This window comes from Arthrobacter sp. NPDC055138, assembly GCF_053607305.1.
Genome location: NZ_JBSGTH010000001.1, coordinates 740278 through 753793, shown reverse-complemented (window position 1 = coordinate 753793; position 13516 = coordinate 740278). Strand labels below are relative to the sequence as shown.

Sequence of the window (13516 nt, the reverse complement as noted above, 5' to 3'; positions counted from 1 at the left end):
TAGGGGGTATACACTTATGGCAGATCCGCCGCCCACATTTGGAGAAACATCTTGGAACTGAATCCGTCAGAACTCACGCCGGTGATCAACCGCATGAAGCGGGCCCAGGGCCAGCTGGCCGCCGTGACCCGGATGCTGGAAGAAGGGCGGGACTGCAAAGACGTCGTCACCCAACTGGCGGCCGTCTCCAAGGCACTTGACCGCGCCGGGTTCGCCATCATCGCCACCGGCCTGGAGCAGTGCCTCGTCCAGAAGGACGCCAGCATGGACAAGAAAGAGCTGGAAAAACTCTTCCTCTCGCTCGCCTAACCAGCCACTTCGAGCTTTCCGTGGAGCACCATGACCTCTAGCCCAGCCAGAACGCCACAGGGCGGAGCGGGCCGCGGCCTGCTCATCCACTCCGCCGGCCCACACGAGCAGGACGCCCTCCCCGGCATCCTGCGCAGTGCCGCCAACGCCCGTGCCGCGCTTGGCCCGGAGACCGAGATCGAAGTGCTCGTGCAGGGACCCGGCGTCGTCATGCTCGCCACCGGCACACCGGCCTCCGAAGCCATCGACAACGCCCGGAAACTGGACGTGCGCATCCTCGCCTGCGGCAACAGCATGCGGTCAGCAGGCCTGGAAGATGGAGACCTTGCCCTCGGCGTCGAGGCGGTGCCCGCGGCCATCGCCCATCTGGCCCAGCGTCAATGGACCGGCTGGGCTTACGCCCGGCTCTGAACGCTTACGCAGCGAACACCGGGCGCCGATGCTTCGGCACCAGCGCCCGCCGCCTTCCCGCGGCCCGGGCTAGCCTCGCGGCACATCCGGGCCGGTGGGCCAGCGAAGCAACGCCGCAATGCTCTTGCCGCCCGGCAGCGCACCCTCTGGGACCATGGCCATCCGGGCGTCGGTCAGCGCCGCGGCCCGTACCAGCGCCGCCGGTGCCGGAATCTTGGCCAGCAGCTCGCCGTTGACCGGTTGCTCGCCGGCGGTAGCGATCCAGGGTTCCACGTTCAGCACATTCACGTGGTGGTCGGCGAGCGCGTTGTCGTTCATAATCAGCGTGCCGACCTGCGCCTGCTGCAGCGCGCGGATGCACTCGCCCAAGCCCACGGTCCACTCCGGATGGGCCTGTCCCGTCTGGTTCGCCAGCCGGTTCAAGATGGCTTTGCGCTGCTCGGTCCAGACATGGGCCACCCGGGCGGCGATTTCGGCCCGGAGTGCCTCCTTGTCGGCACCGCCGGTGCGGGTGTGCGATTCAAAGGTGGATTCAATGGCCCGGCTGGCTTCGGAGAGCTGCTCGACCACCAGCTCACGGGCCCGGATATCGCCGGCTATGATCAGCAGCCGCGCCTTGCTGGCCTGCACCACGCGATCAATTTCGGCCGCGATCTCATCGGCGTTCTTGCGCCAAATTTCCTCGGTGCGGTGCTGATAGCGGCCTTGCGACCACCCGCCGCCGGGGATCTTGGTGAGGTTCTCCCGGTCGCCTTCCACCGTCGTCGTTTCCGCCACACCGTTTCGGCGCGCGTACTGCAGGTGGACCTCGCCGCCGTCCCGGCCAACCTCTGCCACAACATACGGAAAGTCCTCACCGCGCGCCTTCAACAGCGGCACCAGGTCCGGAATCGGACCGGCCTCGACGACTTCGGGCCCGGACATGGCCCCCGGAAGCACCTCGTTGACCTCTGCCTCGCCCTCGCGGACCAGCACGTAGCGGCTGACCGGCGACGGCACGCCAGTGGCGGGGGAAACGGCGTCGATCACGGCCCGGATGTCCGCTTTCGCGGCGCCTTGCTTTTCGAGCGATTCACGCAGTCTGTCCGGCAGCACGTCCCCCGCACGGAGCGTTTCCGCGGTCCCGGCGCTGGCGTCAACATAGACCGTAATCCACGGCCCCGGCTTCTTGTACAGCTCGGCGTACCTCTTGTTCGCTGCGTGGGTCGTATTGACCTGCTCGGCCATCATGATCACCTTCCCGGGCGAATAGGAAATGCGGGGTTTTCTTGATCAGTAGCCCTCACGGTAGCACCGGAAGTTTTGCCCTTGAAGGGGCTGCAGAACTTATCCGGATTGGCCCGGCCAATCAGTCCACGAACCCCGTTTCCGACGTCGGTTAACGGCCGCCGGGATGCGGATTTTCACCGTCCGGGCCCTGCCCGCGGCCCCTTCTGGCGGCCGCCGCACGAGCCCCGCTGACCGCGGCGCCCAAGGCAACGCCAATGGCAATCCACCACCACTGGCCGGTCACCGAGGAGATCACCACGCCAAGCAGGATCCCGAAAATCAGGCCCATCATCAGCGGGTTGCCGGGCTGCCCGCCGGGCCTGCGTTCATCAGCCATGGTTCCACCGTAGGCCGGTCCGGAGGGGCCAGACTAGGCCCCTCCGGAGGTGGGCCTACTTAGCCCCTTTGGAACTCCGCGTGCTGGCGGTGCGCTTCAGCCACCTGCTCGCGGATCTTGTCCACGTCCTTGGCCTTGTTGCGGTACTTCGGCTCCATTTGCTCGATCTGGCGTTCCTCGTTCACCAGCAGCCCGTAGATCCGTTCCCGCTCCGCCGTATCCGCCGTGTAGGAGAGGTCGAGGTAGTTGAGCGCGTGGCGGCGTGCGTTGTTGATGGCATTCTGCGCCTTGCCGGCCTTGCTCAGCAGCGAGCCGACGATGGTGATGACCAGGATGCCGATGATCACGGTGAGCGAGAAGCCGGTCGAGATCTCGATGACAGGCACCGGGTTGCCATCGTTGATGAAGGGCAGGTTGTTCTCATGCAGCGCGTGCAGGATCAGCTTCACGCCAATGAAGGCCAGGATCGCTGCCAGACCGTAGGACAGGTAGATCAACCGGTCCAGCAGGCCATCGATCAGGAAGTAAAGCTGGCGCAGGCCCATCAGCGAGAACGCCGTGGCGGTAAAGACAATGTAGACGTTTTGGGTCAGGCCGAAGATCGCGGGAATGGAGTCCAGCGCGAACAGGATGTCCGTGCCGCCAATGGCCACCATGACCAGCAGCATCGGGGTCAGGGCACGTTTGCCGTTCTGGATGGTGAACAGCTTGTCGCCGTCGTAATAGTCGGTGGTGTGGAAGAAGCGTTTGGCCAGCCGGATGATGAAGTTGTCCGCCTCATCGCCGCCGTGGCTGGGCTTGAGCAGGTTGCCCGCCGTCACGATCAGAATCAGGCCGAAGAGGTAGAACACCCACGCGAAGGAGTTGATCAGCGCAGCGCCGAGGAAAATGAACCCGGTGCGCGCAATCAGCGAGAAGACAATGCCGAACAGCAGCACCTTCTGCTGGTCCTCGCGGGGAACGGCGAAGCTGGCGATGATGATGAGGAAGACAAACAGATTGTCTACCGAGAGCGCCTTCTCGGTGATGTAGCCCGCGAAGTACTCGGAGCCCATGTCCACGCCGCCGAAGATCAGCACCAGAATGCCGAAGACGACGGCGATGCCCACATACAGGGCGGACCAGATGGCAGCTTCCTTCAGCGACGGCACATGCGCTTTGCGGATATGGAAGAAGTAATCGAACGCGAGCAGCGCGACAATAACGACGATCGTGATGCCCCAGATCAGGGGAGAAACGCTCATGTTTCCCTTTCGTAAGCAGGTAGCGGTTAGCCCGCAAGTCTCTCCTCCGGCGTGGCCGGTCGCTGCAGCCGGCCGGGCGTCGGTGCCCTACGTGTTGACGGCTGCAGCGCATGGGGGATACTCCCTTACGCAGTTGTCAGTCTAACGACGACGGCGGTGCTCGCCTAATGATGCAAGGGAAATCCAAGGTGGTCCGGACAGGATCTGTTTATGGAACGGGTCCTACCGCTGCTGACCTCTGCCGTCCTGCTCGCTGCCTTGGCCGACTGCTCCGCAAGCGCGGAGGGCGCGACGGTCCCGCCCGCGGCCGAACAGGGATCATCCGGGAGTACCGCGGCGACGGACGCGGCTTCGTCCCGCAGCACCTTGATGACGCATGCGGCTTCCGCAGGCAACTCCCCCGGCGTCGCCCCGGCCCGTACCAGTCCCCCGGTAGCGAGCTACGCACAAAGCCGGCCCACCGGCGAGGCCAGGGCCCGGATCGTTGCTGGCGCCGGCGGCGCTCTCGGCCAGGCCGAACACGGCGCCTATGTCTGTAAGCTCATCAGCACCCCCACTGTCAGCCTGTATGCGGCCGGGGGCTCCATGTCCGGCAGCGGTGTAGCGCTGGCCGTCAATGCCAACGAAGGCGGCACCACGGTGCTGGAACTGCCAGCCGGCGAAATCAACCTTGCGGCCTACTGCGCCGACCCCGGAGGGGTTGGACCCGACTTCACCGGTACCAGCGCAGCCTTCGTCGTCACAGAGGGCGGCAGCATCGACGTCGAAATCACTGCCGCACCGCAGCCGTGACCACCGCTCCCCTGTCCCGGGCACGTCAGGCCTAGCCACCCAGGAACTCAAGCATCTGGTCCCCCGCGCCGCGGGCCACGGCCACCGTCTAGGACGACGCCGGGCCCGGGTGATAGCTTTCGACGAACTGTCGGCCGCGCCCGACGAATTCGACGCCGGCCAACGCTGAAGGGAGTACGACCATGTCCTATTACGTGGAGTATGTCGTTCCGGCTGATCCGGACGAAGGGAACTTCGAGTTTCCGGTCAGCGAAGAGCAGCGCGGCTATACGGATCCACTGAGCGAAACCGACGCCGACCTCATCAGCACCGATAACCTGCCCGTCCGAACCGAGGTGTTCGGCGCTTCCCTGGCGGAAGCCAAAGAAGCTGCGGAGTCCATCCTGTCCCACAGCAAGGCGGACCAGGCGCGGCTCTTCGACGACCCCGACGACTCAATGCAGCCGGGAGCTGGCACCCTAATCGCCAGTTACACGGAGGGCGACGGCTGGCAGGATCACGAGTAGCCCTTAGACCGTCCCGAGTGCCGGCTCCGTAGCTCAAGTCGCGGCGGCGCCGGCCCCACCATGTCTCGGCCCCCACCATGTCTCGGCTGCCGCCTGGGACCTTTCCCGCTCCATCAGGTCCTCTTAGCCCTGCTTTCGGTTCTCGCCAGGAGCACTGCCCCCCCCCCGCTCCCAGGTTCCCTCTACCCTGCTTTCGAATCCCGCCCTCCGGATCTCCCGCCAACGCTTTCCACTGGGAACTCTGACTTCAAAGTGGCACGGCCCAAATTGTCGTAGGCAGCTGGTTGGGTTGGGTCATGGAGGAGAACGCGGAGCGGGGGCAGGTTGCCGGGGAGGGCCGGCGGTTGCCTACGCAGGAGGAGCGTGAGGTGGCGATCGCGGCGATTCTGGCGCGGATGAAGCCGGCCCGGAAGGAACCGGTGCCGGTGCCGGTGCGGTGGGCGGAGCCGGTGTTCGAGCCGGGCCCGGACCCGTACGCGGGGCTGGTGATCCCGCCGGCCGCGGATGAGGAGCTTGACCAGGGGAACCGGGCGTACCGGGAGGACTTCGCGGTCTGGGAACTCGACGACGGGACCGATCGGCCGCCGGGGCTGGGTGCGGTGCCGGCGGAGTTCGCGGAGCTGCCGAATCTGCCCGAGGGGTGTTGGCTGCCGGGGGGGTTGTTTGAGTCGGAAGCGAACGCCGACTATTACGCCGAACGCCTTGAAACACTGGTGGCGGGGGCGGAGCCGGCGGTGTTGTTGGCCACGCTGACCGGGTCGGAGACCGGCGGGCTGGGGTATCAGGAGGCGGTGGAGCATCTGGCCGCGGTGCACCGGGTCAGGTGTTGGCTGGATGCCCGGGAGGTGGCGTTGGAGGCGCAGCTGGGCCGCAGGGCGCTGAAGCAGTTGCCGCCGCCGGGGCCGGGGTGCACCACGTTGCGGCAGCGGCAGTTGCTGGCCGCGACGTCCGCGGCCGAGGAACTGGGCTGCCTGTTCGGCCTGCCCGATCACCAGGCCCGGGCGCGGATGGACCAGGCCGCTGACCTGCACCGGTTGTTCCCCGCCACGCTGGCGGCGATGGCCGCCGGGGACCTGGACCGGGAACAGGCCGCCGTTATTGTCAGCCAGGGCCGGTCCCTGCCCGAGGACGCGGCGGCCGGGTTCGAACAGGCCCTGTTGGGCCGGGTGAAGGGCAGGTCGCTGCGGTCGCTGCGGGACATGGCCCGGCGGCTGCGCGAGCGCACGCACCCGGAGACCATCACCAGGCGCCGCCGCAGGGCGGAGGAACGGCGGAACGTGGGCGTGGAACCGGCGCCGGACGGGATGGCGTGGCTGAACGCGTACCTGCCGGCCGAGCAGGCCGCCGCGATCGATGACCGGCTCACCCGCACCGCCCACCACCTGCGCGGCCAGACCGGCGAGAGCCGGTCCAGGGGGCAGTTGCGGGCCGACGTGTTCACGGACCTGCTCGTGCACGCGGGGATGGAGACCGGGCCGGCGGCCGGGATCCACGCCGAACCGGCGGTCACCGTCCCGGTGCTCTCGCTGCTGGGGTTGAGCGAGGAACCGGCCACGCTGGACGGGTTCGGGCCGATCCCGGCGGACACGGCCCGGCAGCTGTGTGCCGATGCGAAGTCGTTCTACCGGATCCTGACCCACCCGGAAACCGGGGCCCGGCTCTCCTACGGCCGCACCCGGTACCGGCCGCCGGCGGACCTGGCCCGGGCGGTGCGGAAGCGGGACGAGGTGTGTCCGTTTGCCGGCTGCCGCAAACACGGCAAGGCCTGCCAGATCGACCACACCCAGGCCTTCCGCGCCGACGGCGCCAGGGGCGAAACCGACGCCGGGAACCTGGGCCCGCCGTGCGAGACCCACCACGGGCTGAAAACCCGGGCCGGCTGGAACATGGCCCAGCCCGCGCCCGGGGTTTTTGAAGTGACCACCCCGGCCGGCCGGACCTACACCGACCAACCCGGCGAAGACAACGACCCGCCCGGCCAACCGGCCTACCCGCCAGCCCTCGCCAACGCGCTCCCCAAAGACCACCGGCCACGAATCCAACCACTCACCACACGCCCGCTCCACGGAGCAGGCGCCGGTGGGCAAGCCGACAACGACTGGCTGCCGTCCTGGCACCCCGCCCGCAAAAACCGTGCAGGGACCGAACAACAGAACCAACCGCCGACGGTCAACCCGCAGAAGGACCCCTCGTCACCGCACCAACAGCAGGACCCGCCACCGTTCTGAGAAGAATTCCCCCGCACAGTTCAGCCGGAGTCGGCGAACATCTTCAGGCGGGCAGCGGCGGCTATTCGCGCAGGACCACGTCCGAGGCTTCGGTGGACCGGTCGGTGACAGTGGTGGGAGATTCCAGGTGCACGGCGCCGGAGGGCAGGATGCCGGCGCCGCCATAGCGCTCCATGACTTTCAATTGCGCCACCACATCCTCGCCCGCGTGATCGGGCGGCAGTTCCCGCCAGAACTCGAAGCCGCCGCAGTCCAGCAAGGCGTCCCTCCGGTACAGCACGCAGCCGCCGGCCCAAGCAATCTTGTATAGCCGCCAGCCGCCGTCGGCAATCCCCAACTCAGCGGCGATGTGGGTCAGGTTGGCCGCGTTGTGCAGTTGCCACCGGGCGAACCGTTCGTCGGAGCGCCGGATGCGCTCCGGGGAAACCGGGCCATCCCACAGTTCGAAGGGTTCCTGCTCCCCCGGTCGGACATCGTCCAGGTACGACATTCCTTGCACGGCCGCACCGATAAACCCGCAGCCTTCCTGCCGGATGGCCGCAGTCATTCGTGCCAGCATGCCCGGCTCCAGCCACACGTCGTTGTCCAGGAACAGCACGAGATCGGCGGTGGCAAGACCCAGCAAGAAGTCGCGCTGCTCGGCCAAGCCGCGCCGGGGCAGATGGCGTTCCAGCCGGACCGGCCGGCCTTGGGCTTCCAGCACCCGCGCCATCGCGGCGACTGCGGGGTGTTCCCAGGCGGGCGCTCCGTCGGACTGATCGCTGATCACCACGGAGAACGCCGGGCCGTCCTGGGACGCCAGGCCGGAGAGCGTCACCGCCAGTTCCGCTTCGCGGCCGTAGCTGGGCACCAACACATCCAGCTCCGGACCTGGTTCCGGAGGTGGCACGGCCCAGCTGCCCGCGCTCCTGCGGCTCATGCCGGATCGGCCCCGGTCGCTGGCGTCGGGTTTGTGCCGGCCGTGGGCGCCGGGGCGGAACTCGTGGTGGGGGCCGGGGTGGAACTCGTGGTGGGGGCCGGGGTGGAACGAGTGATGGGCGCCGGGTGGGTACCGACCTTGGGTGCCGGGGTTGTACCGTCCGTAGGCGCCGGGTTTGCGCTGCCTGCCGGTGCCGAGCCACGGATGCGGCGGACCACGGCGGACGTGGAATGGTCGGCGACGTAATCCAGGATGCAGACTTCGCCGCCGCAAGCCTCAACCACCGCGGTCTCCTCGAGCATCTCCGGCGAATAGTCGCCGCCCTTGGCATAAATGTCCGGCCGGATCGCTTCGATCAGTGGGATGGGTGTGTCCGTGTCGAACACGGTCACATAGTCCACGCAGCTGAGCGCAGCAATGATGCCGGCCCGGTCCGCGGCGGAGTTGATCGGCCGGTCGGGCCCCTTCAGGCGCCGTGCGGACGCATCGCTGTTCAGCGCCACCACCAGCACATCGCCCAACTGCTTGGCCTGGGTCAGGTAGCGCGTATGTCCGCGGTGCAGCACGTCGAAGCATCCGTTCGTCAGCACAATCCGCCGGCCGGACGCCCGCTCGGCTGCCACCGCCTGTCCGAGCTCCTCCGCGCCCAGCGCTGCGTCGGAAAAGGTGCCTAGGTGCGCGGCCAAGTCCGTGGTGCTGCAGACAGAGGTGCCGCGCCGGTGCACCACCACGTCGGCAGCCGCTTGGGCCAAGTCCAAGCTAGTGCTCAGCGGAAGGCCCGCGGCCCGGGCCAGAGTCAGGCACGCCACGTACGTGTCGCCGGCACCCGATGCCTGCTTCTCGGTGACCGGGGTTGCCCACGTGCGGTGGGTCCCGCCGTCGTGCATCATCAGGAGGGAGCCGTCCTTGTCCAGCGTGACGACGGCGGCGCCCGCCCCGGTTGCCTCAAGCAGCTTGCCTGCCTGGCTGGCCACTGCGGAAGCGCGGTCCGTGTCCGGGTCTAGTGTCACACCCAGCACGGCTGCCGCCTCGGCGGCGTTCGGGGTGACGAGGTCCGGCGCAATCCCGGACCAAAACCGCGGGTCGTGGGCGTCGACCACCAGCAGCCGGCCGCCGCGGTGCCGTGCCAACACGCTGCGCACCGCATCGCCCAAGCCACCGGTGCCGTAGTCGCAGACCACCACTGCGTCGCTGCCGGCCAAGGCAGTGGGCACAGCCGCGGCCAGCCGTTCCTGGGCGGCTTCGGGCACCCGGTCCATGGTCTCGTCCAGGCGCAGCATGATCTGATCGCCACCGATGATGCGGTACTTGGTGGTGGTCAGGACGTCTCCGTGTTCCACCAGCCCCGAGGTGTCTACCGCGGCATTCTGAAGGAGGGCGCGGAGCCGCCGCCCGGCGTCGTCCGGTCCAATCAAGCCGATCATACGCACCCGCGCACCGAGCGCGGCAAGGTTCAGGGCCGTGTTGGCGGCGCCGCCCGGGGCGTACTCCCGTTTAGTCATATCCACCACCGGTGCCGGCGCTTCCCGGCAGAACCGTTCAATCCGTCCGCTGAACCAGCCATCCAGCATCACGTCTCCCACCACGGTGACCAGCGGTGCGGCCTCGGCCAGCCGGGACGGCAGCCAGTTGGCGAGCCCGGAGACATCCGACAACGGGGTGCTCATAGCCGCGCTCCGCCGGGCAGGCCCATATGGACCACCTTGACCGTGCTGAATTCGTCCAGCAGTTCGGGACCGTAGCCGAAGCCTGCGCCGCTGTCCCGTCGCGGCTGGGCTGAACCGCCGGGCGCGCCGCCGAATACCGCGTTGATCTTGACCGTGCCGACTTGGAGCGCGGCCACGGCGCGGTGGGCATGGTCCATGTCCGCCGTCAGGACAGTGGCCGCCAGTCCGTAGCGCCCTTCCGACGCGAGCCGCAGCCCGTCGTCGAAGCTGTCCACCAGCTGGACCGGAGCCACCGGGCCGAAGGTCTCCTCCTGCATCACGGCCATATGGCCGTGACAGTCCATCAAGACCGTGGCCGGGTAGTGCGCCCCGGGGCCTTCGGGCACCGCGCCGCCCTCCGCCGCTGCCGCACCGAGGGAAAGCGCCTCGGATACCTGCGCGTGGACGTTGTCCCTCAGCCTTCGGTCAACCAGCGGGGCAATCCCTCCGCCCTTGTTGCGCCTGCGGGCCTCGGCTGCGAGCGCTTCACCGAACGGCCCGGCGACGGCCCGGTGCACATAGATGCGTTCCACCGAGGTGCAGATCTGCCCGCTGTTGGTGAACGCGCCGATGGCAGCCTGTTCGGCCGCCCACGCGGGATCGACGCCGTTGTCCACGATCAGGGGATCGTTGCCGCCGTTCTCCCGGATGACATGTGCCCCGGTGAGCGCCGCCGCCTGGGCAATCCGGGCGCCGGTGAGGCTGGAGCCCACGTGCGCAATGACGTCCACGTCCTGATGGCTGGCGAGCGCGGCACCCACTGCCGGTCCGCCGGTCAGGGTGTTCATGACCCGGGATGGCAGCACGTCGGAGAGGATCCTTCCCAGCAACTCGCCCAAGTGCGGGCAGCGTTCGCTGGGTTTGTGAAGCACGGTGTTGCCGGTCGCCAGCGCCGCGCCGAGCAGTCCGGCCGCCACCGCCACCGGATCGTTCCAAGGCGTCAGCACCACCGCCACGCCGCGTGGTTCGTTGACGGTGTAGTCAACGGCCAGCTGACCGCCGCGCAGGCTGCGTCCGCGGTGCACCGGGCCCAGCTGCGCGTACTGCCGCAACGTTCCCGCCCCGGCCATGACGCCTTCCCGGGCTTCGTGTTCGGGCCGGCCGGTTTCGCGGGCGTTCATCTCTGCCAACTCACCGGCATGCTCTTGCAGGGCCGAGGCAGCGGCTTCCAGCAGTTCTCCGCGGGCGGCAGCATCGGTGGCGGCCCAATGCGGTCGGGCCTCCTTGGCGGCGGCGACGGCGGCGCCCACTTCCTCGGGAGTTGCCTCCTCCAGCGCTCCCACCAAGCTGCCGTTCCTGGGGTCGTACACCTCCAGCGAGGCAAGGTCCTGGGCAATATCGGAATCGGTGGTCATATCGCTCCTCCCGTCCACGGCGGGGCCAAAGCCCCCGCTGGTCTCTGGTCTGGGTCCACGTTCACGTTCACGTTCACGCAAAGTGGGCGCTGCCCACCGCGGGCAATTCCCACCGACAGCAACGCCTGCCACATCGCGTGGTACTGGTCTCCTACCCCTCGCCGGGCGCTTTCAGACGGCCCAACCGAAGCAGGATTCCTCCGGCCTGGCCTGAGTTTCCTCCGAGGCAAAACAGGTTTCCGGCGAGGCCGGTGGGTGCTTCCCGGGGCGGTTGCGGGGCGGCTCCCGGGCGCCTTCGGGACGTCTCCGGCGTGGTTGCGGGCTCTGGCCAGCGGCCGTGATGCGCTTTAGGGTGAAGTGCACGAGGGCTCCCGCGGGCGGGGACGTACACGCGGGACCTCTGCGGCTGGACTAACCGGGCAGGACCTTCGCGGGGTGGGACCTCCGGTGCGGGACTTATCGGGCCGGGCTGACCCCGGCTTCAGGGAGACAGGAAGCCACGGACCGCCGCAGAGCTGAATCCCCGGAGACGGACTACACCGGCTGCGGAGGGCGTGGATCCAGGAGGTGGAGATGACAGATTCCCCTACAGGCGGGGCCGCTTTCGGCGACCAGCGGCTGAGTGCCGAGGCCAGGCACGGCCTCGGCATCGGACCGGTGCTGCAGCCCTTCGAGGACGTACGCAAGATTGCGGTGCTCCGCGGCGGCGGCCTGGGCGACGTACTGTTTTCGGTTCCTGCGCTGGAATCATTGGCCGCTGCCTATCCGGAGGCGACCGTGACCCTGCTGGGCACAGAGGCCCACGCAGCTTTGTTCCGCGGTCGGCCCGGCCCGGTGCACCGGGTGGAGCCGCTGCCGTTCGCGCACGGCGTCCGGCCCGGACCGGAGGACCCGCAGGCCGTGGCGCTGTTCCAGCAGCGGATGCGCGGCGAGCAGTTCGACCTGGCGGTGCAACTGCACGGCGGCGGGCGGTTTTCGAACCCGTTCCTGCTGGAACTGGGCGCACGGCACACGGTGGGTACCCGGACCGAAGATGCGGCGGCGCTTGAGCGGTCCATCCCGTACCTCTACTACCAGCACGAGGTGTTGCGTGCGCTGGAGGTGGTGGGACTGGCCGGCGCGGCCCCGGCCGCGCTCCAACCGGAGCTGGAGCCGCTGGCCGATGAGGAAGCGTTGCTGGCCGGGCTGCTCGACGACGGCCGGCCGTCGCTGGTGACCATCCACCCGGGTGCCACTGATCAACGGCGGCGGTGGCCGGCGTCGTACTTTGGCCAGGTGGCAGCCTGGGCGGCCGACGAGGGGTGCCAGGTCCTGGTGGTGGGCGACCCGTCCGACGCCGAGCTGGCCGACGAAGTGGTGGATCGCGGCCGCGAGAGAGCCGGATCCGGTAACGGGGGCAGCATTAAATCCGTGGCAGGCCGCCTAGGTTTGGAGGAGCTGTCCGCGGTGCTGCGGGCCAGCGACGTGATGCTGGGCAATGACAGCGGGCCCCGGCATCTGGCCCAGGCCGTCGGGACCCCGACGGTGGGCATTTACTGGGTGGGCAACCTGATCATGGCCGGGCCGCTGGGCCGGACCATGCACCGGGTCCATATGTCGTGGCTGACGCGCTGTCCGGCCTGCTCGGCGGACTTGACCCAGGTGGGTTGGACGGCGGAGCGTTGCCCGCACGAGTTCTCCCTGACGCAGGAGATCCGCGCAGAGGACGTCTACGCGGATCTGCGCCAGCTTAGGGCCACGAGTCTTCTTCTTCGTGGCAAATGACCATCTCACGCACTTCGCAGCCCTTCGGCTGTGAGAGCGCGAAGATGATGGCGTCGGCCACGCGTTCCGGGTCGTTGAGCCGGGAGTCGTCCTGCGGCTTGTACTGCTCGGTGCGGTCGTCGAAGAACCTGGTCTTCATGCCGGCCGGGATCATGGTGGTCACGCCGATCTGCCCGCGGGTCTCAGCCGCCAGCGCGCGGCTAAAACCCACCACGCCGAACTTGGAGGCGCAGTAGGCGGTGGCGTCGGAGACGGCCTTGATCCCCAGCGACGAGGCCACCGTAACCACCCGTCCGTGCGCGGACATCAGGTACGGCAGGGCCGCCCGCACCACCGAGACCGTGCCCATCAGATTGACCCCAATGACCTTCTCCCACTCCTCGGCCGGAACGCCCTCCAGGCGGCCGCAGCGGTCAATGCCGGCGGCCGTCACCACGGCGTCCAGCCCGCCGAGCGTGTCCGCCGCCTGCTGCACGGCGGCCTCGACGGCGGTGCGGTCGGCGACGTCGACCTCCACGCTCTTGGCCTGGCTGATTCGGCTGACATCGCGGTCCAGCACCACCGGGGTGCCGCCGGCGGCCAGCACCGCATTCACGACGGCGGCTCCGAGCCCGGATCCGCCGCCGGTGACCAGCACACGGCCGGGGTTGGTTGCTGCACTACTCATGTTTTCCTC

At 68.4% G+C, this 13516-nt stretch carries 13 protein-coding genes; 6 read left to right on the top strand and 7 right to left on the bottom strand.

From position 1 onward, the window contains the following. Positions 1-51 precede the first annotated feature (51 nt). Both ACWF5H_RS03655 and ACWF5H_RS03650 read left to right on the top strand, forming a co-directional pair. Positions 52-309, top strand: a complete 258-nt coding sequence (locus ACWF5H_RS03655) for a metal-sensitive transcriptional regulator (RefSeq protein ID WP_364643342.1) — start codon at positions 52-54, stop codon at positions 307-309. Positions 310-339: 30 nt separating this feature from the next. Beyond that, the gene (locus ACWF5H_RS03650; protein ID WP_452034908.1) at positions 340-720 is read left to right on the top strand and encodes a DsrE family protein; all 381 of its coding nucleotides are present in this window, start codon (positions 340-342) and stop codon (positions 718-720) included. A 69-nt stretch (positions 721-789) separates the two neighbouring features. Here the strand turns inward: ACWF5H_RS03650 and ACWF5H_RS03645 are convergent, their stop codons facing one another. The 3 genes from ACWF5H_RS03645 to ACWF5H_RS03635 form a co-directional block, all read right to left on the bottom strand. Then, complete coding sequence (locus tag ACWF5H_RS03645) at positions 790-1950, bottom strand: baeRF2 domain-containing protein (protein ID WP_452034906.1); 1161 nt, start codon at positions 1948-1950, stop codon at positions 790-792. Positions 1951-2098: 148 nt separating this feature from the next. Next, positions 2099-2326 carry a hypothetical protein gene (locus ACWF5H_RS03640; RefSeq protein ID WP_452034905.1) on the bottom strand — a complete coding sequence of 76 codons (228 nt, stop codon included), beginning with the start codon at positions 2324-2326 and terminating at the stop codon, positions 2099-2101. 59 nt (positions 2327-2385) lie between these two features. Then, positions 2386-3570, bottom strand: coding sequence for a TerC family protein (locus ACWF5H_RS03635; protein ID WP_452034903.1), 1185 nt, complete (start codon positions 3568-3570; stop codon positions 2386-2388). 210 nt (positions 3571-3780) lie between these two features. On the opposite strand from ACWF5H_RS03635, the gene ACWF5H_RS03630 reads away from it, so the two are divergent. From ACWF5H_RS03630 to ACWF5H_RS03620, 3 genes are all read left to right on the top strand, one after another. Then, positions 3781-4362 carry a hypothetical protein gene (locus tag ACWF5H_RS03630; protein WP_452034902.1) on the top strand — a complete coding sequence of 194 codons (582 nt, stop codon included), beginning with the start codon at positions 3781-3783 and terminating at the stop codon, positions 4360-4362. Positions 4363-4544: 182 nt separating this feature from the next. After that, a complete protein-coding gene (locus ACWF5H_RS03625; protein ID WP_452034900.1) occupies positions 4545-4868 on the top strand; it encodes a hypothetical protein in 324 nt (107 codons plus the stop codon). Positions 4869-5164: 296 nt separating this feature from the next. Next, a complete protein-coding gene (locus ACWF5H_RS03620) occupies positions 5165-7096 on the top strand; it encodes a DUF222 domain-containing protein (protein ID WP_452034899.1) in 1932 nt (643 codons plus the stop codon). Positions 7097-7157: 61 nt separating this feature from the next. Here the strand turns inward: ACWF5H_RS03620 and ACWF5H_RS03615 are convergent, their stop codons facing one another. Genes ACWF5H_RS03615 through ACWF5H_RS03605 form a run of 3 tightly spaced genes read right to left on the bottom strand, consistent with a single transcriptional unit; the run spans position 7158 to position 11076 of the window. Further along, positions 7158-8015 carry a glycosyltransferase family 2 protein gene (locus tag ACWF5H_RS03615; RefSeq protein ID WP_452034897.1) on the bottom strand — a complete coding sequence of 286 codons (858 nt, stop codon included), beginning with the start codon at positions 8013-8015 and terminating at the stop codon, positions 7158-7160. Beyond that, positions 8012-9682: a D-glycero-beta-D-manno-heptose 1-phosphate adenylyltransferase gene (gene rfaE2 / locus ACWF5H_RS03610; RefSeq protein ID WP_452034896.1), complete on the bottom strand. Its 1671-nt coding sequence runs from the start codon at positions 9680-9682 to the stop codon at positions 8012-8014. The genes ACWF5H_RS03615 and rfaE2 overlap by 4 nt, the downstream gene beginning before the upstream one ends. Continuing rightward, on the bottom strand, positions 9679-11076 hold the full coding sequence (locus tag ACWF5H_RS03605) for an aldehyde dehydrogenase family protein (RefSeq protein ID WP_452034894.1): 1398 nt from the start codon (positions 11074-11076) through the stop codon (positions 9679-9681). Before ACWF5H_RS03605 ends, rfaE2 begins: the two co-directional genes overlap by 4 nt. Before the next feature lie 573 nt (positions 11077-11649). Between ACWF5H_RS03605 and ACWF5H_RS03600 the strand changes: the two genes are divergently transcribed. Then, positions 11650-12840 carry a glycosyltransferase family 9 protein gene (locus ACWF5H_RS03600; protein WP_452034892.1) on the top strand — a complete coding sequence of 397 codons (1191 nt, stop codon included), beginning with the start codon at positions 11650-11652 and terminating at the stop codon, positions 12838-12840. Here the strand turns inward: ACWF5H_RS03600 and ACWF5H_RS03595 are convergent. Further along, a complete protein-coding gene (locus ACWF5H_RS03595) occupies positions 12806-13507 on the bottom strand; it encodes an SDR family oxidoreductase (RefSeq protein ID WP_452034891.1) in 702 nt (233 codons plus the stop codon). The genes ACWF5H_RS03600 and ACWF5H_RS03595 overlap by 35 nt on opposite strands. Positions 13508-13516: the final 9 nt, after the last annotated feature.

Excerpts from the sequence above, each read along its gene's own strand:
- ACWF5H_RS03635 (WP_452034903.1), bottom strand. The coding sequence starts at position 3,570 with ATGAGCGTTTCTCCCCTGATCTGGGGCATCACGATCGTCGTTATTGTC.
- ACWF5H_RS03640 (WP_452034905.1), bottom strand. The coding sequence starts at position 2,326 with ATGGCTGATGAACGCAGGCCCGGCGGGCAGCCCGGCAACCCGCTGATG.
- ACWF5H_RS03600 (WP_452034892.1), top strand. The coding sequence starts at position 11,650 with ATGACAGATTCCCCTACAGGCGGGGCCGCTTTCGGCGACCAGCGGCTG.
- ACWF5H_RS03615 (WP_452034897.1), bottom strand. The coding sequence starts at position 8,015 with ATGAGCCGCAGGAGCGCGGGCAGCTGGGCCGTGCCACCTCCGGAACCA.
- ACWF5H_RS03630 (WP_452034902.1), top strand. The coding sequence starts at position 3,781 with ATGGAACGGGTCCTACCGCTGCTGACCTCTGCCGTCCTGCTCGCTGCC.
- ACWF5H_RS03645 (WP_452034906.1), bottom strand. The coding sequence starts at position 1,950 with ATGATGGCCGAGCAGGTCAATACGACCCACGCAGCGAACAAGAGGTAC.
- ACWF5H_RS03625 (WP_452034900.1), top strand. The coding sequence starts at position 4,545 with ATGTCCTATTACGTGGAGTATGTCGTTCCGGCTGATCCGGACGAAGGG.
- ACWF5H_RS03620 (WP_452034899.1), top strand. The coding sequence starts at position 5,165 with ATGGAGGAGAACGCGGAGCGGGGGCAGGTTGCCGGGGAGGGCCGGCGG.
- ACWF5H_RS03650 (WP_452034908.1), top strand. The coding sequence starts at position 340 with ATGACCTCTAGCCCAGCCAGAACGCCACAGGGCGGAGCGGGCCGCGGC.
- rfaE2 (WP_452034896.1), bottom strand. The coding sequence starts at position 9,682 with ATGAGCACCCCGTTGTCGGATGTCTCCGGGCTCGCCAACTGGCTGCCG.
- ACWF5H_RS03605 (WP_452034894.1), bottom strand. The coding sequence starts at position 11,076 with ATGACCACCGATTCCGATATTGCCCAGGACCTTGCCTCGCTGGAGGTG.
- ACWF5H_RS03595 (WP_452034891.1), bottom strand. The coding sequence starts at position 13,507 with ATGAGTAGTGCAGCAACCAACCCCGGCCGTGTGCTGGTCACCGGCGGC.